The sequence below is a fragment of the Fusibacillus kribbianus genome, assembly GCF_030053595.1.
GTDB classification, from domain to species: Bacteria; Bacillota; Clostridia; order Lachnospirales; family Lachnospiraceae; genus Lientehia; species Lientehia kribbiana.
Map to the genome: position 1 here is coordinate 123,279 of NZ_JASGBQ010000004.1, position 20,085 is coordinate 143,363.

Annotated in this window: 20 protein-coding genes; 4 read left to right on the forward strand and 16 right to left on the reverse strand. The window is 49.4% G+C overall.

Going from position 1 to position 20,085, the window contains the following annotated elements; translation table 11 throughout:
- Positions 1 to 76 precede the first annotated feature (76 nt).
- From QJ036_RS04595 to QJ036_RS04660, 14 genes are all read right to left on the reverse strand, one after another.
- Complete coding sequence (locus QJ036_RS04595) at positions 77 to 802, reverse strand: peptidoglycan recognition protein family protein (protein ID WP_283230270.1); 726 nt, start codon at positions 800 to 802, stop codon at positions 77 to 79.
- A gap of 40 nt (positions 803 to 842) precedes the next feature.
- On the reverse strand, positions 843 to 1,685 hold the full coding sequence (locus tag QJ036_RS04600; protein ID WP_283230271.1) for a putative manganese transporter: 843 nt from the start codon (positions 1,683 to 1,685) through the stop codon (positions 843 to 845).
- 12 nt (positions 1,686 to 1,697) lie between these two features.
- Positions 1,698 to 3,545 (reverse strand): ATP-dependent helicase, encoded by a 1,848-nt coding sequence (locus QJ036_RS04605; RefSeq protein WP_283230272.1) that lies wholly within the window; start codon positions 3,543 to 3,545, stop codon positions 1,698 to 1,700.
- On the reverse strand, positions 3,536 to 4,993 hold the full coding sequence (gene gltX / locus QJ036_RS04610; RefSeq protein WP_283230273.1) for a glutamate--tRNA ligase: 1,458 nt from the start codon (positions 4,991 to 4,993) through the stop codon (positions 3,536 to 3,538). Before gltX ends, QJ036_RS04605 begins: the two co-directional genes overlap by 10 nt.
- Before the next feature lie 57 nt (positions 4,994 to 5,050).
- Positions 5,051 to 5,794: a Sir2 family NAD-dependent protein deacetylase gene (locus QJ036_RS04615; protein WP_283230274.1), complete on the reverse strand. Its 744-nt coding sequence runs from the start codon at positions 5,792 to 5,794 to the stop codon at positions 5,051 to 5,053.
- A gap of 138 nt (positions 5,795 to 5,932) precedes the next feature.
- Positions 5,933 to 7,363, reverse strand: coding sequence for a spore germination protein (locus QJ036_RS04620; protein WP_283230275.1), 1,431 nt, complete (start codon positions 7,361 to 7,363; stop codon positions 5,933 to 5,935).
- 180 nt (positions 7,364 to 7,543) lie between these two features.
- The gene (locus tag QJ036_RS04625; protein ID WP_283230276.1) at positions 7,544 to 8,446 is read right to left on the reverse strand and encodes a glycine betaine ABC transporter substrate-binding protein; all 903 of its coding nucleotides are present in this window, start codon (positions 8,444 to 8,446) and stop codon (positions 7,544 to 7,546) included.
- Complete coding sequence (locus QJ036_RS04630; RefSeq protein WP_331487481.1) at positions 8,427 to 9,020, reverse strand: ABC transporter permease; 594 nt, start codon at positions 9,018 to 9,020, stop codon at positions 8,427 to 8,429. The genes QJ036_RS04625 and QJ036_RS04630 overlap by 20 nt, the downstream gene beginning before the upstream one ends.
- A gap of 14 nt (positions 9,021 to 9,034) precedes the next feature.
- The gene (locus QJ036_RS04635) at positions 9,035 to 9,667 is read right to left on the reverse strand and encodes an ABC transporter permease (RefSeq protein ID WP_283230278.1); all 633 of its coding nucleotides are present in this window, start codon (positions 9,665 to 9,667) and stop codon (positions 9,035 to 9,037) included.
- A 1-nt stretch (position 9,668) separates the two neighbouring features.
- On the reverse strand, positions 9,669 to 10,619 hold the full coding sequence (locus QJ036_RS04640) for an ABC transporter ATP-binding protein (protein ID WP_283230279.1): 951 nt from the start codon (positions 10,617 to 10,619) through the stop codon (positions 9,669 to 9,671).
- A gap of 90 nt (positions 10,620 to 10,709) precedes the next feature.
- Complete coding sequence (locus tag QJ036_RS04645) at positions 10,710 to 12,110, reverse strand: trimethylamine methyltransferase family protein (protein ID WP_283230280.1); 1,401 nt, start codon at positions 12,108 to 12,110, stop codon at positions 10,710 to 10,712.
- Positions 12,111 to 12,137: 27 nt separating this feature from the next.
- Positions 12,138 to 13,400, reverse strand: coding sequence for an MFS transporter (locus QJ036_RS04650; protein WP_283230281.1), 1,263 nt, complete (start codon positions 13,398 to 13,400; stop codon positions 12,138 to 12,140).
- Positions 13,401 to 13,420: 20 nt separating this feature from the next.
- Positions 13,421 to 14,065: a cobalamin B12-binding domain-containing protein gene (locus tag QJ036_RS04655; RefSeq protein WP_283230282.1), complete on the reverse strand. Its 645-nt coding sequence runs from the start codon at positions 14,063 to 14,065 to the stop codon at positions 13,421 to 13,423.
- A gap of 21 nt (positions 14,066 to 14,086) precedes the next feature.
- Positions 14,087 to 14,899: a dihydropteroate synthase gene (locus tag QJ036_RS04660; protein WP_283230283.1), complete on the reverse strand. Its 813-nt coding sequence runs from the start codon at positions 14,897 to 14,899 to the stop codon at positions 14,087 to 14,089.
- A 263-nt stretch (positions 14,900 to 15,162) separates the two neighbouring features.
- Here QJ036_RS04660 and QJ036_RS04665 point away from each other — a divergent pair, with 263 nt between their 5' ends.
- Genes QJ036_RS04665 through QJ036_RS04680 form a run of 4 tightly spaced genes read left to right on the forward strand, consistent with a single transcriptional unit; the run spans position 15,163 to position 18,994 of the window.
- Positions 15,163 to 15,819 carry a DUF1638 domain-containing protein gene (locus QJ036_RS04665; RefSeq protein ID WP_283230284.1) on the forward strand — a complete coding sequence of 219 codons (657 nt, stop codon included), beginning with the start codon at positions 15,163 to 15,165 and terminating at the stop codon, positions 15,817 to 15,819.
- A gap of 21 nt (positions 15,820 to 15,840) precedes the next feature.
- Positions 15,841 to 16,494 carry a cobalamin B12-binding domain-containing protein gene (locus QJ036_RS04670; protein ID WP_283230285.1) on the forward strand — a complete coding sequence of 218 codons (654 nt, stop codon included), beginning with the start codon at positions 15,841 to 15,843 and terminating at the stop codon, positions 16,492 to 16,494.
- Entirely contained in the window at positions 16,491 to 17,210 is a 720-nt protein-coding gene (locus tag QJ036_RS04675; protein ID WP_283230286.1) for a GntR family transcriptional regulator, read from the forward strand. Before QJ036_RS04670 ends, QJ036_RS04675 begins: the two co-directional genes overlap by 4 nt.
- Before the next feature lie 14 nt (positions 17,211 to 17,224).
- Positions 17,225 to 18,994, forward strand: a complete 1,770-nt coding sequence (locus QJ036_RS04680; protein ID WP_283230287.1) for an ASKHA domain-containing protein — start codon at positions 17,225 to 17,227, stop codon at positions 18,992 to 18,994.
- A 5-nt stretch (positions 18,995 to 18,999) separates the two neighbouring features.
- Here QJ036_RS04680 and araD read toward each other — a convergent pair whose 3' ends face one another.
- Positions 19,000 to 19,689: an L-ribulose-5-phosphate 4-epimerase gene (gene araD / locus QJ036_RS04685; protein ID WP_283230288.1), complete on the reverse strand. Its 690-nt coding sequence runs from the start codon at positions 19,687 to 19,689 to the stop codon at positions 19,000 to 19,002.
- A 67-nt stretch (positions 19,690 to 19,756) separates the two neighbouring features.
- Positions 19,757 to 20,059, reverse strand: coding sequence for a Dabb family protein (locus tag QJ036_RS04690; RefSeq protein WP_283230289.1), 303 nt, complete (start codon positions 20,057 to 20,059; stop codon positions 19,757 to 19,759).
- Between the last annotated feature and the right edge of the window lie 26 nt (positions 20,060 to 20,085).

Genomic DNA, 20,085 nt, shown 5'->3' on the forward strand with positions numbered 1-20,085 from the left:
CGTTTTCTTTCTTCCCGATTATAACAAACCGGGGAAAAAAGTCAAGAAATGTACATTTTTATATACAAACAGTCCCTTATCTTCCATTTTCAACGTCGACAAGAAATTCCTGCCATTTGTCTTTGTGCTCCACAAAATATTTGGGACAGTTCTTTCCCGTCACATCATAGTGACGGATAATCTCATCCGTCGTTATCAGATATGTATCGGAAAGCCATGCCGTCAGCTTCACCAGAGACTCATAAGTGGCTTTTGTAAATTTACCGCTCTCATCTTCGTGACAGCATTCGATGGAAATCGTATCGTGATTCCGGTCATTGGAGGCATAAGCCACTTCGCTCATGGGAACGCACTGGATGATCGAACCGTCGGTGTCAATAATGAAATGACTGCTGGCATAAGTTCCGGAAGCACCATCGGCCAGACCTGCAAAATAATCCCGGTTCTGCTTCGCGGTACTCCCCGGATTGGCCGTATAATGGATCACGATCCCCTTCACATCATCCACATAGGTCCCCGGCCTCGAATACTCATTGACCGGAAGAAGATCCCTGTCGATCCAGTCGGGAACCTGGATCTCCTTCCATCGGATCACTCGTTCCCCTGCCCCATCCAGATACACCGGCCGTGCGGCATCATACGCATCCGGCCAGATATCCGTCACTGCTTTTGCTGCATCCTGCGGCTCCTTCTGTCCGTTTCCTGTCCCGAAGCATGCTTTTATGAAAAAGACCAGAAGCACTAGTGCCAGAACAGCAGCGCTGCCGATCCAAATATTTTTTCTGCTTTGAATTTTTCTCAAGAATTTCGCTGCCTTTCTATGATCCTGTTTCTTTCGTCTGTCAGAATAGCTGTAGTATGATTCCCGGAACAATGGCACAGACCAGTAAAATCCCAACGATCTTCAGATTCTCACGGAAATTTTTATTGATCCTGAAAAGCACTGCAAGTCCCACCCCTGCACCGGAAAGAAGACCGGAGATCACTGCGCCGAAGCTTAATATGCCGCTCAGGTAAAGCTCCGTCAGAACCACCGACGCCGCACAATTGGGGATCAGACCCACAAAAGCCGCAAGCACCGGCTGAAGAAAGGAATCCTTTAGCAAAAGCTCCGACAGCCGTTCGATGCCGACTGCTTCCAGAAGCAGATTCAGCAGACAATTGAAAATAAGCAGGTAAAGAAACACCTGAACCGTATGGTGGAGGGCTGCTTTCCAGATCCCCTCCTCCTCCTCACAGCCGCAGTCATCGCAGATGGCACCCAGACGTTTTTTCTTCATGGGACTTTTCCGGAACAGGAAATCCACGCCATATCCGAACAGGGTTCCGATCAGAACCTTTACTCCGATCAGACGAAGCACATTCCCCGCCTGGCCCGGATTTCCAAGAAGCAAAAGCACCGCTTCATCGGAAGTCGATAAAAACACCGCAAGAAGGGTTCCCAGAGTGATCACACCACCCGCATAAAGATTGGCGGCAGCTACAGAAAATCCGCACTGGGGAACACAGCCGAAAACGGCTCCCACCACCGGCCCGGCTCCTCCCAGCCTGGTAAGGGCGCTGTCCCTGTGCGTTTCCGAATACCGTTCCAATGCCTCCAGAAGAAGAAATGCTACCAGAAGAAACGGAACCATCTTCAGGGTATCGATCACACCGTCAAGTACTGCATCCAAAACAAAATCCAAAATGAAATCCTCCTATTGCCTGTCTGAAAATGTCTGCTTCAGTTCCTCTACAAACCGGCTTCTAGCAGCCGGTTTCCCGTGGCGTTCCTTCACCGAGTAAATGTGAAGCTTCTCCTTTGCCCGCGTCATTGCCACATAAAACAAACGTCGTTCCTCTTCCACATCGGCAGCCATTCCGGCCTTTTCATGAGGAATCACCTGTTCGTTGACATCCGGCAGAAATACGGCACGATATTCCAGTCCCTTGGCTCCGTGCATGGTGGAGACCACGATCCCCTTCCGCTCCTTTGCATTCCTGTCCCGCTGCCGCTTCATTTCCTCCTGATACCGTTCCATATGACTGAACCATTCGCCAAAGGTTCTGTATTCCCCCGCATCTGTATGGAGCTCCTCCAGAATCTCGAAAAGCTCTGTCTCCGGAAGATTTTTTTCCTTCGCATAGGATCTCAGATAGTCGTCATAGCCGACGGAACGCCGAATATGGGTAATGGCCTCATAGGGTGCCCTCCGGCTTATGATATGCAGATCCTCTTTAAGTTCCCGGACTCTGGCTGCGATCCAGGGTTTTTCTTCATAAATTGCCTCCAGCTCCTCGAGGGATGTGCCGTTCCCGGAAAAGGCGGTCCTTGAAATATACCGGCACGGCTTATTGATAATGCGAAGGAGATGGTTACGTCCCGCGTCTCCCAGGGAAATCCGGATGTAAGCCAGGATATCCCCGCAGATCCAGTGGCTGTAAAGGCTTGGGACAGAATCCTTTGTCTGAAAGGGGATATTGTATTCCATAAGCTTTCCTAAAAGCCCTCTTGCTCCGGTGTTGGTCCTTACAAGAACCGCCATCTCCCCGTAATCCATCCCTTCCCGGTGATAATTCTGAATATGGGCAAGGATCCTCTCATTTTCCTCCCTCTGGGAAGGGAAGCTTCCCAGTACCACCGGAGTGCCCGTTTTTCCTGTTCCGGATATTTTCTTTTTAAAACGGATCCGGTTATGGGAGATCAGATTTTCCGCAGCTCCTATGATCTTATCCTGACAGCGGTAATTGACCGACAGCAGATATCGTTTTGCCGCCGGGTATTCCTTTTCAAAGCCCAACATCAGCTCCGGCCTTGCTCCCCGGAACCGGTAAATGGCCTGATCATCATCCCCCACCACAAACAGGTTGTTTTCCGGCAGAGCCAGAAGCTTTAAGATCTCATACTGGAGCCGATTGATATCCTGAAACTCATCACAGAGAATGTACCGGTATTTTTTCTGCCATGCTCCCAGAATATCCTTCCTGGCCGAAAAGAGTTCATAGCACAGGCTCAGCATATCGTCGAAGTCAATGACATTTTCACGTCTCAGCCGCTCCTCATAAGCTGCGAACAGCCGCCGGAAGGTCTTTTCCGGGCAGGATCTGGAATAATAATGGGAAAGGTCCAGCATGTCGCTTTTTACGCTGCTGATCTCGCTTAAAACCTCCTGGAGAAAATCCATTCCTTCCTCAGCCATGGATAGCTCCACCTCGGAAAGGGCCTCGGAAAGAAGCTTAAGCCGCCCCTCCTCCCCAATGATCTGGGAAGCATCATAATGATAGGCATGCTTTAACACACGGAAATACACGGAATGAAACGTACCGAAGGTGACCGGCAGAGTTCTGCCGCCCACAAGCGCTTCAAACCGTGTTTTCATCTCCAGCGCAGCCGCTCTCGTGAAGGTGATCACAAGGATCTCTTCCGGAGCTGCGCCGTATTCTTCTATCAGCTTTCGGATTCTTTGGGTAACTGTGAAGGTCTTTCCAGAACCAGGCCCCGCCAGCACAAGGGCGGGGCCGTCTTTATGGCTGACTGCCATTTTCTGAAATTCATTTAGCTGCATGCGCTTAATTTCTCAATGCCTTTCTCTATACGGGCAAGGGTCTCCTCTTTACCAAGAAGCTCCATGATCTCCGTTGCCCCTGCCGGTGTCATCTGCCTGCCGGACACAGCCGTCCGAACCGGCCAGAGCACATAACCGTTCTTGTATCCCTTCTCCTTTGCAAAGCCCTGCAAAAGTGCGTACAGAGAATCGTTGGTGTAATCCTCATGGGCGGAAAGCACCGGAAGAAGCTCCTTTAAAACAGCCAGAGAAGTCTCCTCGCTGGTTTTCATCTTTTTGTGGGCATACATGGATATATCATATTCGGGAAGCTCCTCAAAGAAATCCACCAGCCCGGCAATATCGGGAAACACCTCGATTCTTGTCTGAACCATGGCTGCAATCTTTCTGAGGTCAAGGTCCCTGTGAAGCACTTCTTTGAGGTAGGGCTCCGCCAGCTTATAAAAAGCATCCGGATCCATGGCCTTCATGTATTCCCCGTTCATCCAGCGAAGCTTCTGAATATCAAACACCGCCGGGGATTTGCTCATATGTCTGTAATCAAAGGCTTCCACCAGCTCCTTTAAGGAAAAGATCTCCCGGTTATCCTCCGGGCACCAGCCCAGAAGAGCCACATAATTGACCACTGCCTCTGTTACAAAGCCCTGGTCAATGAGATCCTCAAAGGAGGAATGACCGCTTCTCTTGCTGAGCTTCTTGTGAGTCTCATCGGTGATGAGAGGGCAATGGACGTATACCGGCTCCTCCCATCCAAAGGCCTGATAAAGCCTGGTATATTTCGGTGAGGAGGACAGATATTCATTTCCCCTCACCACATGGGTGATCCCCATCAGATGGTCGTCCACCACATTTGCAAAATTATAGGTGGGATAACCGTCAGACTTGATCAGGATCATATCATCCAGCTCTGCATTGTCAACGGTAATGTCTCCATAGATCTCATCGGAAAAGGTGGTCGTCCCCTCCGTGGGATTGTTTTGACGGATCACATAGGGAACCCCCGCCGCCAGCTTCTCCTCGATCTCCTCTTTGGAAAGATGGAGGCAATGCTTGTCGTAAACGACGATCTCCTTCCCGGCGACCTCCTGCTTCAGGGAGTCAAGACGCTCCTTGTCGCAGAAGCAGTAATAAGCTTCCCCTTTGTCTATAAGCTCTTTGGCATATTTCAGATAAAGACCTGCCGCCTGTCTCTCGCTCTGCACATAAGGTCCGCAGCCGCCGTCCTTATCCGGCCCCTCGTCATGGACAAGCCCTGTCTTTTCGAGAGTCCTGTAAATGATCTCCAGAGCTCCCTCCACAAACCGTTCCTGGTCCGTGTCCTCGATCCGGAGCAGAAAATCTCCGCCCTCATGCTTGGCGATGAGATACGCATACAGCGCCGTCCGCAGATTTCCCACGTGCATCCTGCCTGTGGGGCTGGGTGCAAATCTTGTTCTTACTTTTCCCATGATACTAAAGTCCTTCTTTCTGTATGTATTCAATTAATTGCTGCTGTTTTCTTTCCGTCACGCAATGACTCTCGGCAGCACTTCAGAAACCTTTTCATAGATCACCATATCCGCTTCCTTATCCGTCGGATGAGTCTCATCGGTAATTAGAATCATCCTGTTTCCGGTATAATACTGGCGGAACCTCTTTGTCATATAGGCGTCCAGATGCGTCCCCACCACAAGCAGAAGGTCCGCCTTCTCTGTTTCGTTTGCTACCCTGGTGATAATACCGTTGTCCAGCATCTCCCCAGCCAGCAGAATTCCCGGACGGATTGCACTCTGACACCGGTCACAATGGGGAATCCCATGGCTCTCCAGAATATAGTCCGGTGAAAACTGTTTTCCGCACCTCGTGCAGTAATTATTGAAAATGTTTCCGTGAAGCTCGATCACATTTTCCGAGCCTGCCTTCTGATGAAGACTGCAAAGGCTTCTGGTAGCGACCGTGACCCTTCCGCCCTCCGCTTTTTTCTGTTTTTCCAGTCTTGCCAGCGCATAATGGGCCTCATTTGGTTTAATATCGCTGCGCTTGGACAGGATCTCATCCTTATAGAATCTGTAAAAGGATCCCGGACGGCTGTTGTAAAAGGCTGCGCTTAAAAACTCTTCCGGTGAAAGGCCATACTTTGCTTCAATCTGGTAGGCGTAGGGCTCATCCCGAAAATACGCCGCACCCGACTCTCTGACAAGGCCCATGCCGCTGAACACCATAATCCGGCTGCTTTCCGTAATCATCTGCTTCAACATTTCATATGCCATACCTGTCACCACCCTTTTTATTACCAACGGAAGCTTAAAAAGTCATAAACCTATCCACATTATACACAATTTCACTATAATTAGGAAGTCCTTTTTTCCAAACATACCGGAAGGGGTTATTCCCCCTCCCGTCATTTCTTACTGCTTCTCCTCCGGTCTCAGTCTTGTCCGGAAAAATCTCCGTTTAAACTCCTTCAGGCTGAAAGGAAGGATCGGATATATATAACTTTTCCCTGCAATGGTCTTATTGGTGACAATGGCCAGCACAAATACAGTCATTCCGGCCACAAATCCCCACAAATTGAAAAGAGCCGTCAGGATCAGAAGCTGAAGCCTCATAAATTTAAGAGCGTAACCAAGCTCAAAGCTGGACTGAGTATAATTGGACAGGGCCACAAACGCCATATAGAGCATGGTCTCCGAATTGAACCAGCCCGAATTGGCCGCAAATTCTCCCACCACCAGCGCCGCAATGACACTCAGAGGCGTTGTCAGCATGCTGGGTGTATTGAGCGCCGCAAGCCTCAGACCGTCTATGGAAAATTCCAGAATAAGAAGCTGCCAGATCAGAGGAATATTCACTGCGTCCTGAATCACAATAAACTGTAAGCTTTCCGGTATCCACCGGGGATTTTGCATCAGCAAAAGCCAGATGGGGGTCACGATCACTCCTAACAGGGCAATGGTTACACGGGAAAGCCTGAGGTATGTGCCGGTGAGGGGCGGAAAGTAGAAATCATCGGCCTCCTCAATGATATCAAACACGGAGGAAGGCAGAATCATAGCTGCCGGAGAAGTATCCACCAGGATCACAAGATTCCCCTCCAGAAGCTGCGCCGCCGCCGTATCCGGCCGTTCCGAATATTTAAATTTCGGAAAAGGATTATACCATTTGTAAGGATAAATACATTCTGCAAGGCTTTCCTGATTCATGGTCAGTGCATCCACCTGAATGTTTTCGATCCGTGTTTTTATTTTGTTTAACAGCTCTTTATCCACACGGCTTTCCATATAACAGATGGCAATGTCGGTCCTCGAGCTTTTACCGGCCTGGGTAATTTCCACCGTCAGCTCCGGATTCCGGATCCTGCGCCGGATCATGGCCGTATTAAAGATCAGTGTCTCCACGAAACCGTCCCTGGAGCCGCGGAGCACCTTCTCCTTTCCCGGCTCCTCCACACTTCTGGCCGGATAATGACGGCAGTCAATGGTCAGTGCCGCATCATAACCGTCAATAAAAAAGCAGGTGATCCCCATGAGAATCTGGGTAACGATCTCACCCTCCTCTCTCAGGATCCCGATTTCTCCGTATGGCAGGCATTTTTTGGAGAATTCATGGGCTTCTTTTGGAAAATTCTCCTCTCCCAGATCACACAGAAACTGAATGATCCTCTGCAGTACCTCATCCTTTACAAAGCCGTCAATAAAATAAAAGCAGGCCTGACGCCCGCCGATTTTCATGCTCCGGTATACCACGTCAAAATTTTTATCCACCCTCAGAATCTTGTGAAACCGCTCCATGTTCTCTGCTGCGCTGGTGGATATAACCGCGCCCCTGCTGCCACCCATATTCATGTCAGTCTCCCTTCCGCACATTTCGTCCCTCTGCTTCTTACAGCATCGTTCTGCAACAGTATCTGCAGAAGAACCGGAAACTATGCGGCAATAGCGCTGATTTTCACGGCAAATGAAAAAAGATACGGTGTAACCATTTTTTAGTTACACCGTACCCTGCATAAAAATTCAAAATCACAGAAATCCCTTTTCCTTCAAAAACTCATGGGCCACATCATAGGGATCCTGATTCTCCACATCGATCTTATAATTGAGTTCCGTGCAGACTTCATCGGTAAAGACACCTGCCAGGGAAGCAAATACCTCCTCCAGCTCGGGATGATCCTTATAGAGATCTGCCCTCACCAGATAAGCTCCGTTGTATTCGGGGAAGAATTTTTTGTCATCCTCCAGAGTTACAAGATTGAATTTCTTGTTGAGCCCGTCTGTCGAATAAACGATGGTGACATCCATGTTTTTGGAATCCATCCCGGCATATTTAAGACCACGGTCGATGGTATTGCTTTCTTTAAAACTGATTCCGTAAAAATCCACAAAGGAATCAAAGTGCTTGGAGCCCTCGTCAAAGAATTCATGCTCCGCAGCAAAGGTTAAAGACGAAGCGCAGGCTGTCAGATCACTCACCTTTGAAAGCTGATACTTTGCTGCCGTCTCCTGGCTGACTGCGACCACATAGGTATTCTGTCCGCCCAGCTTCGGTGTCAGCATCACATTGGCCTCTGTCTTTCCCAGTTCATTGGCGTAATCGTAAAGAGACGTTCCCGCCGGAACCTCGGATGGATCCTTTCCAAGGTACGCCGTCAGAAGAGACCCGTCATAGGACATATAAATGTCCATTTTTCCGCTTTTGATCTGCTCGAACGCCAGACTGCTGGCCATGGAATCCTGAACCTTCACAGACAGCTCGGTTTTCTCTTCGATCATGATCCTGGCCACCTGGGTAAAAAGCTTCATTTCCGCGAAATCCCCGTCGATGACCGTAACCGTGTTTTCCTTTTTTGAACCGCATCCGCACAGGCCGGAAAGTGCCAGCACACAAATCATAAAAATAATTGTACTACTCTTCCATTTTTTCATAAGAACCTCCCTGTCTCTTTTCGATGAAGCCCAATAAATAATCAAAGAACACCGACATCAGCATCAAGGTGACTGTTCCCTTCATGATCAGCTCAAAATTCTGGATCCGGATTCCCCGATACAGAATGCTTCCCAGCCCTCCGCCTCCGACGAAGGTACCGAACACGGCAACCCCCACTGCCGTCACCACGGCGATGCGGATCCCCGTCAGAATAAAGGGAAAGGCAAGGGGAAATTCCACCTCAAAAAGCCGCTGAAACCGGTTCATACCCATGGCGTCTGCCGTTTCCTTCAGCACAGGGCTTACACTGTTTAACCCCGTATTGGTATTTCTCACAATGGGAAGCAGCAGATACAGTACCATGGCAATAATCGTTGTCACGGAATTGGCCCCGAAGGCAGCCATAAGAAGGCCCATGATGGCGAGAACCGGTATGGTCTGTATGAGATCCACAGCCGTCAGAAGAACCTTCCCCCACCTGGGATGAAAATAAGTAAAAATTCCCATCGGAACTCCGATGACAACGACCAAAACACATGAAACAATCACCAGATATAAATGCTCAAAAACCATTCCCAAAGTCATATTTAATCCTTTTGCAACCCTTTCGAAACAACCATCTTTTCCAGTTTGTCGATCAGCAGCCGAAACAGAATTGCCAGAATGGCAATCGGTATGGAGCCGATGACAATATATTCTTTCACATTTGCGTCAATTCCTCTATAAATGAACTCTCCCAGTCCTCCCTGACCGATCATGGCGGCAAGAATCGCCCAGCTCACCGTATAGATCAGAGACATCCGGATGCCGGAAAAGATGGCAGGCATTGCCATCGGCACCTCGACCCGGAAAAAGATCTGTTTCTTATTCATCCCACAGCCCCGTGCGACCTCAAGATAGCTCCTGTCAATGTCCACGAACCCCTGATAGGCATTTTTCAAGATTGGGAATACCGCATAAATACTGAGAGCAAGAATCACCGTTATGGCAGTCATTCCCAGCTTCAGCATCAGAAGTCCGATAAACACGATGCCCGGAACCGTCTGAAATACACTGATGAGCGGCATCACAAACCGCGCTGCCCTGCGAAATCTGGAAAGCACTGCCGCCAGAAAAAGGGCGAGGACCACTGCGATTCCCACAGACACCAGCACATAGAAAATATGCTCTCCTATGGCAATTAAAAGCTTGTGTCCATATTTATCAATAAATTCCTGCATACTACACCTGCTTTGTAAAATGACGAATCATACTTTCGACTGTAATGATTCCGACGATCTGCCCCTCTTCATCCTTCACATAAAGCTTATTCTGGCTGGACAGATCATACTGTCTTCCCATATTCTCCAGCGTTTCCTCTGCGGGGACAACGACCGCTCCCTCTGCACAGACAGGAGACGAAAGACTCTGCATCAGATCTGCCGCAGTGATCTCATTTTCCTTAAGGCTGACCTCCTGAAGACTCATAAACCGGGAGATCTCCTCATTGGCCGGATGGAGAAACATTTCCTTGGGAGAAGCCTGCTGCAGAATTTCTCCGCCGCTCATGAAAATGATCCGGTCAGCCAGCTTCATGGCTTCATGCATGTCATGAGTAATGAACAGAACCGTAATGTTCAGTTCCTTCTGGATCTTTTTCACTTCCGACTGCAGAATCTCCCTGGTAATGGGATCCAGCGCGCCAAAAGGCTCATCCATGATGATAATGGGCGGATTCACTGCCAGCGCTCTGAGTACACCGATACGCTGCTGCTGACCGCCGGAAAGCTGCTTCGGATATTTCTTTCCATATTCATTATACGGCATATTGACCATATCCAAAAGCTCTTTTACACGATTTAATGTTTTTTCTTTATCCCATTTCATGATCTTTGGTACCACGGAAATATTTTCTTCCACGGTCATGTTGGGAAAAAGGCCGATCTGCTGGATCACATATCCAATGGAGGTACGAAGCTTGATCAGATCGATATCTTTGTTATTGACACCGTCAATGAGAATTTCTCCCTCTGAGGCGTCGATCAGCCGGTTCAGCATTTTGACCGTTGTGGTTTTGCCGCAGCCGGAGGGGCCGATGATCACGACAAACTCTCCCTTTGAAACGGTAAAGCTCACATCCCGGATAATCTCCTTATCACCATAATACTTCTTTACATTTCTGTATTCAATCATTTTTTAAGTAAAAACCTCCACCTTTTTAAAAGGTGAAAGCAATCCCTGCGGATTGCCTTCACCCTTTATGAATCACAGGTCATTCACAAATTACAGATAAGCCTCGATGATCTTCATCTGCTCTGCTGAAATGCTGGGATCTTTATAGCTCTCAAGACGCTGCTTCACAACCTCGGATGCCTTATCCTTGATGCTTACGCTGCCCTCAGACTCCCATGCCTTGTAATCCTGCTTAACAAAAATATCAGGCACGAAATGCTCTTTCCGGTATTCCTTGGGAGTTCTTCCATAGAGGAAGGTTCCTTTGGGGCCTACCTTCTTGATCTCCGCGGTATAGTCCTTGGTCTTATCAATGGCAACACCCGTATACAGACGCTTCACCATCTTGATCAGCTGCTCGTCCACAACGTACTTCTCCAGAGATGTTACGTTGAAGCCGCTTAACATACCGGCTGCAAAGTAAACGAGATCCACATCGCTGAGTGCGCCGCACATCAGATTCAGCGTGGACTCCACGCCTGCCTGATAATCAATATCAATGGCATCGTTGAGTGCGCCGGAGGTACGGAACGGCATATGATAGAATTTTGCCATCTTAGCCGTTGCCAGAGAGATCAGAGCGGTCTCACTGGAGCCTAAGGACATGGAAACCTTTCTCAGGTTCGTGGAAGTAGAGGTATTTCCATAGAACACCGGCAGACCGGGTTTGATCAGCTGGATAAGCACGATGGCTGCAAGAAGCTCTGCATTGTTCTGGATGATCGTTCCCAGAACAGAAGCCTGGCTGGTCAGTGCAGGCAGTGAGCAGGCTGCCAGCTGGATCGGCTGATTGCGCTCACAGTAAACATACAGGGCATCCAGCGCTTCCTTGATGTATGCCAGAGGAGAGATCGGGCTGACACAGCCGATGAGCACATGCTCGTCCTTCTTTCCCACAAAGTTGGCTACCATGTCGATCAGTCTGCCCGCTACCATTCCGGTATCTTCCTTCGCAGTCATCAGAGCTGTGACAGAAATGGGAAGGGTCGTGTAACGCAGCAGTGCAGCCATCATATGATAAGCACGCTCATTGCGGTCGATATCATAAGTATCGCACAGATTCAGGTGGGTCATGTCCAGGCAGTCGCTGGTCTGAACCAGCTTGCAGATGCGGACATAATCAGCCATGGTGGAGAAACGGAACTTGCCATCCTCCAGAATGTAGGGCGGGCTGCCTGCCGTACACATGGTCTTGCTTCCCTTTCCCATTTTGTAAAGGGTGCCGTCAGGACGGTAAAGCTCAAAGGAATCCACCACTGTGGAAAGTCCCTTGTCCACCAGCTCTTTGGTGAAATAAACGACATTTCCGTCAACCCTTGCACCGTGTTTCTTAAAGATCTCCAGAGCCTTGTCATCATCGAATACACAGCCCGTCTCGGCCAACACCTTCAGGGACTGCTCATGAATAAATTCCGCGTCACTCTGGTCAAAGAAAAATTTTTCCAATTCCATTTTTAAATCCTCTTTATTATTGATAGATTAGTTTGCCTTCTGCATGGATTTCTTTTTGTAAACACGAACCAGTAAAGCACACAGTACTGCCAGAGCTGCACTTACAGCAAGAACTGCGAAGATTCTGGTGTAGGCACCTGCAGCATCATAGGTATCCAGCCACTTGCCGGCGATGGGAGATACAAACATATCCGGAATGAATCCGATTACGGAAAGGATACCGGATGCGGAGCCGAAAATGGCAACCGGAACGTTGGTCTCTGTCAGCATGGAAGAGGTTACACCGTATGCACCGTTTAAGAAGAAGGACAGCACGATGATCAGTACCACAGAAGGAATGATAAAGCCTGCGGACTTGGGAGCTACTGCCATGACCGCCAGGGAAACTGCTGTAATGATACCGCAGACGATGATGGTCTTGGAAGGAGTCTTCTTCTGAGCAATACCACCGATGATCGGAGAAGAGAACAAGCTGGTTCCGTATGTACGGATAGTTCCTACGATGGAAGCGATTGCTGCAGTTGCACCGATGGCTGTCAGGAAAGAAACCGTGTAAGCCAGGGAGGTATAAACTGTGTAAACAAAGAACATGCAAAGGGTGGTAAGCCATACACCGGGATGCTTGAAGGCCTGAACCACTTCGCTGAAGTTGAATTTCTTGCGCTCTATTGCAAACTCATCTGCAAACTTGGGGATGCAGATAAAGGACAGAACTGCAAATACGGCGTTGATGATCGCGAAGAACATTAAAACGATCTTGAAGCCCTGGGTAGGATCTGCAAATGCTTCAAAAATAGCGATGGAGATAAAGCTCACAACGAGGCCTACCACGCCCACGATACCATAAGAGATACCGATGTTGGTGGAATAATTTTCCTCTGTGCTGACCAGACGGATCGCCTTATAACGGATACCCCAGAAAATAAAGGTCGTACAAAGACCGAACAGCAGGAAGATGATCTTCAGCTGTCCATAGCTGGGAGCTGTGGAATACCAGAAGGTCAGGATCGCACTCATGGCAAAGCCTAACGTTGCCAGATATTTCACACGAACCTTATCTGCCAGTACACCGCCGGGGAAATATGCGATGGTAGCCGTTGTGCCGTACAGTCCGTACAGAACACCCAGCTGGCTGTTGGTGATCTTTAATCCATCAATTACCTGATCATAGAAGGAATATCTTGCCAGGTAAGTAAGATATACTACGTAAGCGCCGCTGCTGATGATGGCCACTACGGCCCATTTTGTAAATGCGCTGATTGTTGCAGCTGTTTTTAACTCTTTGTTCATCTCGTCCCTCCGCGTTTCTCTTAAGCGTTTGCTGCCCATGACTTGCAGTAGTCAATGGTAGTCTGCGGGCTGCTGGCCCATGCGTCTGCACCTGTCTGTACACAAACATCTGCGTTGACCGGAGCGCCGCCGATGATAACCTTCACCTGATCACGAAGTCCTGCTTCCTTGATGGCATCAATGGTATTCTTCATGGAATCGATAGCCAGTGTCAGTACGCCGGACAGACCGATGATATGGATATCCTCGTTCTTTGCTGTCTCAATGATTTTCTCTGCAGGTACATCGATACCGAGATCCAGCACATCAAAGCCTGCTGCCTCCAGCATGGATCTTACAATATTCTTACCGATGTCATGAAGGTCATCCTTTACGGTACAGAGAATCATCTTTGTCTTGGCAGATTCCGTTCCATCACCGGAGATAAGACCGTCCTTCAAAATCTCAACAGCCTTTGTCATAAGCTCGCCGGCATAAATGAGATCGCCTACGAAATACTCTCCGTCCTCAAAAAGAGAGCCTACGGTATCCATACCTTTCTGGCAGGCATCCAGAGCCTCCTGGGCCTGTGAGCCTCCCTCGCTCATTACCTCTTCAAGGATCTCTGTCATAACGTCCTCATCCAAATCACCCATGGCTTCTGCCAATGCTTCAAAATCAATCACCTTTTGTTCCTCCTTCTCCTGTTATTTCTTTTTTGCGCCAATCAGGCCCTTTCTGTAAGCCCGATTATATTTTCTTCCGCCCTTGTCCATCATGCAGAGTGCTTCACATGCATAGATCGTGCTCATGATGTCCACATTGCAGGGATCCATAATGGCGGAATTGAGTCCTGCACGGATGGCGTATGCCATACAGTTGGAATTCACATATTTTCTGGCCGGCATCTCAAAGCTGATATTGGAAATCGCTCCTGTTACCTTAACCTCCGGTGCATATGCATGGATTCCCTCGATGCACGCTTCAAAATCCTTCATGGCTGACGGCATTGTGGAAAGAGCCATCACACAGGGATCGATATGCAGATGATCGAGAGCCACACCGTATTTCACAGCCTTGTCAATAATCCTCTTGGCAATATCCAGCTTTTTGTCCACCTGGGAAGGAATTCCCTCGCGGTCACAGGTCAGACCAACAACATTCCAGTCCGTTCCGGCAATCAGCGGGAAAATCGTCTCGCACTTGTCGCCTTCTTCGTTCACGGAATTCACCATACCTGGCTTTTTTACATGACCTTCCTCGATGATTCTGGCCAAAAGCTTCGCATTGGGGCTGTCGATGCAGATCGGAGTATCCGTAACCTCCTGAATCAGGCCGATCAGCCAGATCATCGCATCGTACTCAAGCTCAGGTGCTGTGCTGGCGGCACAGTCGATAAAATGAGCTCCTGCCTCTGCCTGCATAACGGCCCTCTGGCGGATCAGATCCGCATCTCTTTCGGCAATCGCCTGCTTCACAGAAGGAATGGCACCATTAATCTTTTCACCAATGATAATCACTTTTCCCTCATCCTCCTCATTGCTTATTTCTCATGGGACGACGAATCCGCCGTCCACCCTTTTCCACTATCTAGTATAGACAAGATGAGCTTCATTGTCAATATTATTATATATTTGCAACAAAAAAATGCTGTATTATATATTTTTTTGTGCAATATTACAATCATATATTTCTTTTCCTGCTTTCCTTCTCTTGACTTCTCCACAAAATCCCGATATGATTAATCTGACGAATTTTACGCTGTTTTAAAGGAGAACTGCCTGTGAATACCCTGGTAATCGGCTGTCGGACCATGGAAAATGAACTGACCGCCGCCATGAAAAAATGCAGAAGCACATACGACACGGTCTGGATCGAAGCGCGCCTCCATAACATTAAGAAAAAACTCAATACAACCCTTCAGGACATCATAGATACTGCAAAAGGCTATGACCGGCTTCTTTTTGCCACCGGCTTCTGTGGCAATTCTATCTCCGGTCTGAAGGCCGGACAGGCAGCTCTTGTGTTTCCCAGAGTTGATGACTGTACCTCCCTGCTGTTCGGGAGCTGCCAAAAAAAGCTGACCTGGATCAATTCCTATTTTCTTACAGAGGGATGGCTGACCGGAGAGGCCAATATCTGGAATGAGTATCTCCATGCCGTCCAGAAATACGGGGAAAAACGGGCGCTTCGCATCTTTCACACCATGTTTGCCCATTACACCCAGGTCGCCCTTCTGGATACAGGCTGCTACGATCTGTCAAAAAGCATGGAAAAGGCAAAAACGATTGCCGATGCCTTTGCCCTGGACTGCCGGATTCTTCCTGCCACCACTGCCTATCTGGAAGCACTGCTTGCGGGTCCATGGGATCCGGAGCGTTTCCTTATCATACCGCCCGGCGGTGTCATCACTGACGCTTTGCTGGCAAAAACCTATTAATTTACAGAGAGGATTCCCAATATGCCGAACACGGAAATGCTGAAAGAAGGACTGACCGATGCCATCGCCAGGCTTGACGATGAAAAGGTTCAGTATTTTGCTGATGAAATGATCAAAGAGGGGTGCTCCTCCCAGGACATTCAGCTCTGTCTGAATCAGGGTCTGAAAAAGGTCAAGGAGCAGTTTCAGCGCGGAGAATATTTTATCGCCGATCTGATCTATTCCGGAATGCTTTGCCATCTGGCTTTAAGCCTTTTGACAGACAGAAGGAAGCTTCCACCCGGTCAGAAAAAAGGAAGGGTCCTCATCGGTGTTGTGGAAAAGGACATTCACAATATCGGCAAGGATATCGTAGCCGGCCTGCTGTCTGCGGACGGCTTTGATGTCATTGATCTTGGGAGTAACGTAACTCCCCAGCAGTTTGTTGATGCTATCAGGACCCACCGACCTGAGCTGGTTCTCCTGAGCGGAATGATGCACTTTGCCCGCGAATCCATGAAGGAAACTGTCGATGCTATTACGGATGCAGGACTCCGTGACCAGATCTATATTCTTTTGGGCGGAGGCTGCATCGACACAGGTATTCTTTCTCATGTAACCGCCGATGCTGCCGCCATCGAACCGATCGACACCTTAAATCTCTGCAACGCGTTCATTAACCGGAGGCGCCAATGAAAGCCAACAACCACGTTCCTGTTTATGTCACCATATTTTCTGAGCTCCGCGACAGGATCGTAAACGGTTCTCTTGGTCCCGGTGAAATGCTTCCCTCAGAAAATGAGCTTTGTGCAAAATACCGGGCTTCCCGTGAGACCATTCGAAAAGGGCTCAAGCAGCTGGAGCAGGCAGGATTGATCTACTCCTCCCCCAGGCGGGGCTATTTTGTCAACACTCCGCAGCACAATAAATTTACCCTCTCCTTCTCTCAGGATATCGGGAATGGTGAGGTCCGTTTCAAGGATATCCGGATCATCCGTCCGACAGCCGAGATCCAGGAGGCACTTAATATTCCTTCCAACCGAAAGGTCATCGCCTTTTATCGGGGAAACTATAAAGGAGAGCGCCAGATCGGTCTCGAAATCAAATATGTTCCCTATGACAGGGGACTTCCGACCATTGAGGACGAAATTAATTTTGCCGTTTTTCCGGAGGCCGCCGATGCAAAAGCAACCTCCTTCAGTTACTATACGGAGTTGAATATCCAGGCTGTCACTGCATCAGGAGAAATCCTCTCCATGCTTGACTGCAGTCCGGAGGATCCGCTCCTTCTCCTGAAGCGAACTTATATCACTCAGTCGGGAGAACACATTGGTTACAGCAAGCAATATCTGATTCCCCCCTATGGGGAACTCCACGGAGTATCCGGATACGTTCAGAAAAATACCCATTGAGAACAGGTGATCATATGCTAAAGGTAACATTTGATAATCATAAAACGGTAACAGTTCCGGAGGGAACCATGCTGATTCATGCGGTCCGGATGGCCGGGCTTTCCATCGACGCCCCATGCGGAGGCCATGGAAAATGCGGAAAATGCAGCGTTTCTGTGTTAAACGGGAAAAACCCCGGGCTTCATCCCTCCTGCCGTTTCCCCGTCACCGAAGATCTTCTTGTATCAGTTCCCGACACGGCTTCCAAAAACCGAATTCTGGAATCAGGAGACAGCACCGCCGTTCATTCCGGAGAACACGTACCTGTAATAGCCAAACACGATTCTCTTGTAAAAAGCATTGATGCCCGGATCCCCTCCTGTGCCATCGGTGAAGCCTTTTCGGACAGCCAATGCGTAAAACAGGTACTGGGAAGCCAGGTAAAAATTCCGCTTCCTGTTGCCTCCAACCTTCACAGAACTCTGACAGACCTTGACAGACAGGGAAATTTTGTTGTCTGTCTTGACCGTCTTTTGTCTGTCAGAAGCTACCGGACACCCTGCTATGTCCTGGCTTTCGACATTGGAACCACCACCATCGTATCCTATCTTCTGGATGCAGAGACCGGTCGTCAGGTAAGCGTCAGCAGTATGCTGAATCCTCAGACTGCCTACGGTGCCGACGTCATCAGCCGCTGCGAATACGATACTTCCCATGATGGAAAGGAACTGACAGCTCTGGTTCGGTCTGCCGTCCAGTCTCTGGCAGTCCAAAATGCGAAAAAAGCCGGAATCACCACGGAAGATATTTATTTTGCATCCATCGTCGGAAACACCTGCATGCAGCATCTTTATCTGGGCGTCTCTCCGGAATCCCTGATCTGTGCCCCTTATACGGCTGCCGTGGACGAACTGCAGCTTCTTCCCGCCAGTGAGCTTGGTCTTTCCCTTCACCCGCTGGCTCAGGCGGCAGTCTTTCCTTCCATCGCCGGTTTTGTGGGCGGTGATACCGTCGCAGTCCTGTTATCCCTTCCGGCTGATACCTTCCGGGAACTGACTCTTATTCTGGATATCGGGACAAACGGGGAACTTGTTCTGGCCAAAGGGGACCTTCGCTATACCTGCTCCACTGCAGCTGGTCCCGCTTTTGAAGGAGCCCGCATCTCCTGCGGTATGCGGGGGGCAGAAGGAGCCATCGACCACGCAAAGGTGGAAAACGGCAGACTTGTTCTCTCCACCATCGGAAATGTCCCGCCCGTTGGGATCTGCGGTTCCGGTCTCATTGATCTCATCTGCTGTCTCCTGGAAATGGGGATCCTGTCCTCCCGCGGTCGAATCGAAAAGACAGCAAAATGGCCTGCCGCCGTCTCCGCTCTCTACGGACACCGAGTGACCCAGAGAGACGGTGTTACTGCCTTTTTACTGACCGATGAGGAGACAGGCATTTATCTGACCCAAAAGGATATCCGCGAAGTTCAGCTGGCCAAATCTGCAATTGCTGCCGGGATTGTTTCTCTTTGTGAGACCATGGGCGTCTCTCCCCTGGATATCCGGTCGGTTCTTCTGGCAGGAGCCTTCGGAAGTTATCTCTCCCCCGAAAGTGCCTGCCGCATCGGCCTCATTCCAAAAGAACTCCTTGGAAAAATCCGTGGAATAGGAAACGCCGCAGGGGAAGGAGCCAAACTGGCCGCCCTCTCCCGCAGCGTTTTAGAGTCCAGCATAACGCTGGCAGAAAATACAAGATTCGTTGAACTGGCAACTCTGCCGAGCTTCCAGAATACTTATCTTTCCCATCTCAATTTCTGACGATTTTACTTCTGTCCATAGTAAGCGCCGGGGCCATGCTTTCTGAAATAATGCTTGTCCTGTACATACTGGACAGCAGGCTTCACCTGGGGATTCAGCATTTCAGTGCGGGTTGCCATCTTGGCAACCTCCTCCAGGACTACCGCATTGTGTACAGCCTCAGCTGCATCCTTTCCCCAGGAGAAAGGTCCATGGCTGGTGCAGAGCACGCCGGGTACAGACATGGGATCCCGATCTTCAAATGCTTCGATGATCACCTTTCCTGTATTTTTCTCATAAGCCTCTTCCACTTCTTCCGGAGTCAGCACTCTGGCGCAGGGAATCTCACCGTAGAAATAATCTGCATGGGTAGTGCCGTAGCAGGGGATTCCTCTCCCCGCCTGAGCCCAGGAAGTTGCCCAGGGCGAATGGGTATGAACAATGCCTCCCACATTGGGAAAGGCCTTATAAAGCTCCACATGGGTAGGAGTATCTGACGAAGGACGAAGGCTTCCCTCCACCACATTTCCCTCCAGATCCACAACCACCATATCTTCCGGCTTCATCGTCTCATAATTGACTCCGCTGGGTTTGATGACGACCAGACCGCTCTCTCTGTCAATGGCGCTGACATTCCCCCAGGTAAACACCACCAGGCCGTATTTGGGCAAATCCATATTGGCCTCGTATACCTTCTGCTTCAATGCTTCCAACATAGGTTCTTCTCCTTTTCCAAAAGCGCCGGCGGTACAGGATGACCGGCGGCGCTTTTTTCACATCATTTTATAATTCGTAATCACAGCAGGTTCTGTCAGTCATATAAGGCTTCACACAGGCACCTGCAGCAGCCACATGATCCGGATGTACCTGATAGGCAGCCAATGCCTCCGCAGATTCAAAGGTGCTGTCAAGGACAATATCCACATTGCTGGTGGATAAGGGCGGAGCAATGACCTTTACGTCAATGACTCCCTCTGCTACAGCCTTCACCGCCTGCAGACGCTCCTCAAACTCCTTCGCGATCCGGGCTCTTTCCTCTTCGGTTACCTCCGGTTTAAACTTCCAGCTTACTAAATGCTTAACCATCGCATTACTCCTCCCGGCAAACCGTC

Excerpts from the sequence above, each read along its gene's own strand:
- QJ036_RS04675 (WP_283230286.1), top strand. The coding sequence starts at position 16,491 with ATGAAAGCCAACAACCACGTTCCTGTTTATGTCACCATATTTTCTGAG.
- araD (WP_283230288.1), bottom strand. The coding sequence starts at position 19,689 with ATGTTGGAAGCATTGAAGCAGAAGGTATACGAGGCCAATATGGATTTG.
- QJ036_RS04645 (WP_283230280.1), bottom strand. The coding sequence starts at position 12,110 with ATGGAATTGGAAAAATTTTTCTTTGACCAGAGTGACGCGGAATTTATT.
- QJ036_RS04615 (WP_283230274.1), bottom strand. The coding sequence starts at position 5,794 with ATGGCATATGAAATGTTGAAGCAGATGATTACGGAAAGCAGCCGGATT.
- QJ036_RS04635 (WP_283230278.1), bottom strand. The coding sequence starts at position 9,667 with ATGCAGGAATTTATTGATAAATATGGACACAAGCTTTTAATTGCCATA.
- QJ036_RS04650 (WP_283230281.1), bottom strand. The coding sequence starts at position 13,400 with ATGAACAAAGAGTTAAAAACAGCTGCAACAATCAGCGCATTTACAAAA.
- QJ036_RS04630 (WP_331487481.1), bottom strand. The coding sequence starts at position 9,020 with ATGGTTTTTGAGCATTTATATCTGGTGATTGTTTCATGTGTTTTGGTC.
- QJ036_RS04620 (WP_283230275.1), bottom strand. The coding sequence starts at position 7,363 with ATGGGTGGCAGCAGGGGCGCGGTTATATCCACCAGCGCAGCAGAGAAC.
- QJ036_RS04690 (WP_283230289.1), bottom strand. The coding sequence starts at position 20,059 with ATGGTTAAGCATTTAGTAAGCTGGAAGTTTAAACCGGAGGTAACCGAA.
- QJ036_RS04625 (WP_283230276.1), bottom strand. The coding sequence starts at position 8,446 with ATGAAAAAATGGAAGAGTAGTACAATTATTTTTATGATTTGTGTGCTG.
- QJ036_RS04640 (WP_283230279.1), bottom strand. The coding sequence starts at position 10,619 with ATGATTGAATACAGAAATGTAAAGAAGTATTATGGTGATAAGGAGATT.
- gltX (WP_283230273.1), bottom strand. The coding sequence starts at position 4,993 with ATGGGAAAAGTAAGAACAAGATTTGCACCCAGCCCCACAGGCAGGATG.
- QJ036_RS04670 (WP_283230285.1), top strand. The coding sequence starts at position 15,841 with ATGCCGAACACGGAAATGCTGAAAGAAGGACTGACCGATGCCATCGCC.
- QJ036_RS04605 (WP_283230272.1), bottom strand. The coding sequence starts at position 3,545 with ATGCAGCTAAATGAATTTCAGAAAATGGCAGTCAGCCATAAAGACGGC.
- QJ036_RS04680 (WP_283230287.1), top strand. The coding sequence starts at position 17,225 with ATGCTAAAGGTAACATTTGATAATCATAAAACGGTAACAGTTCCGGAG.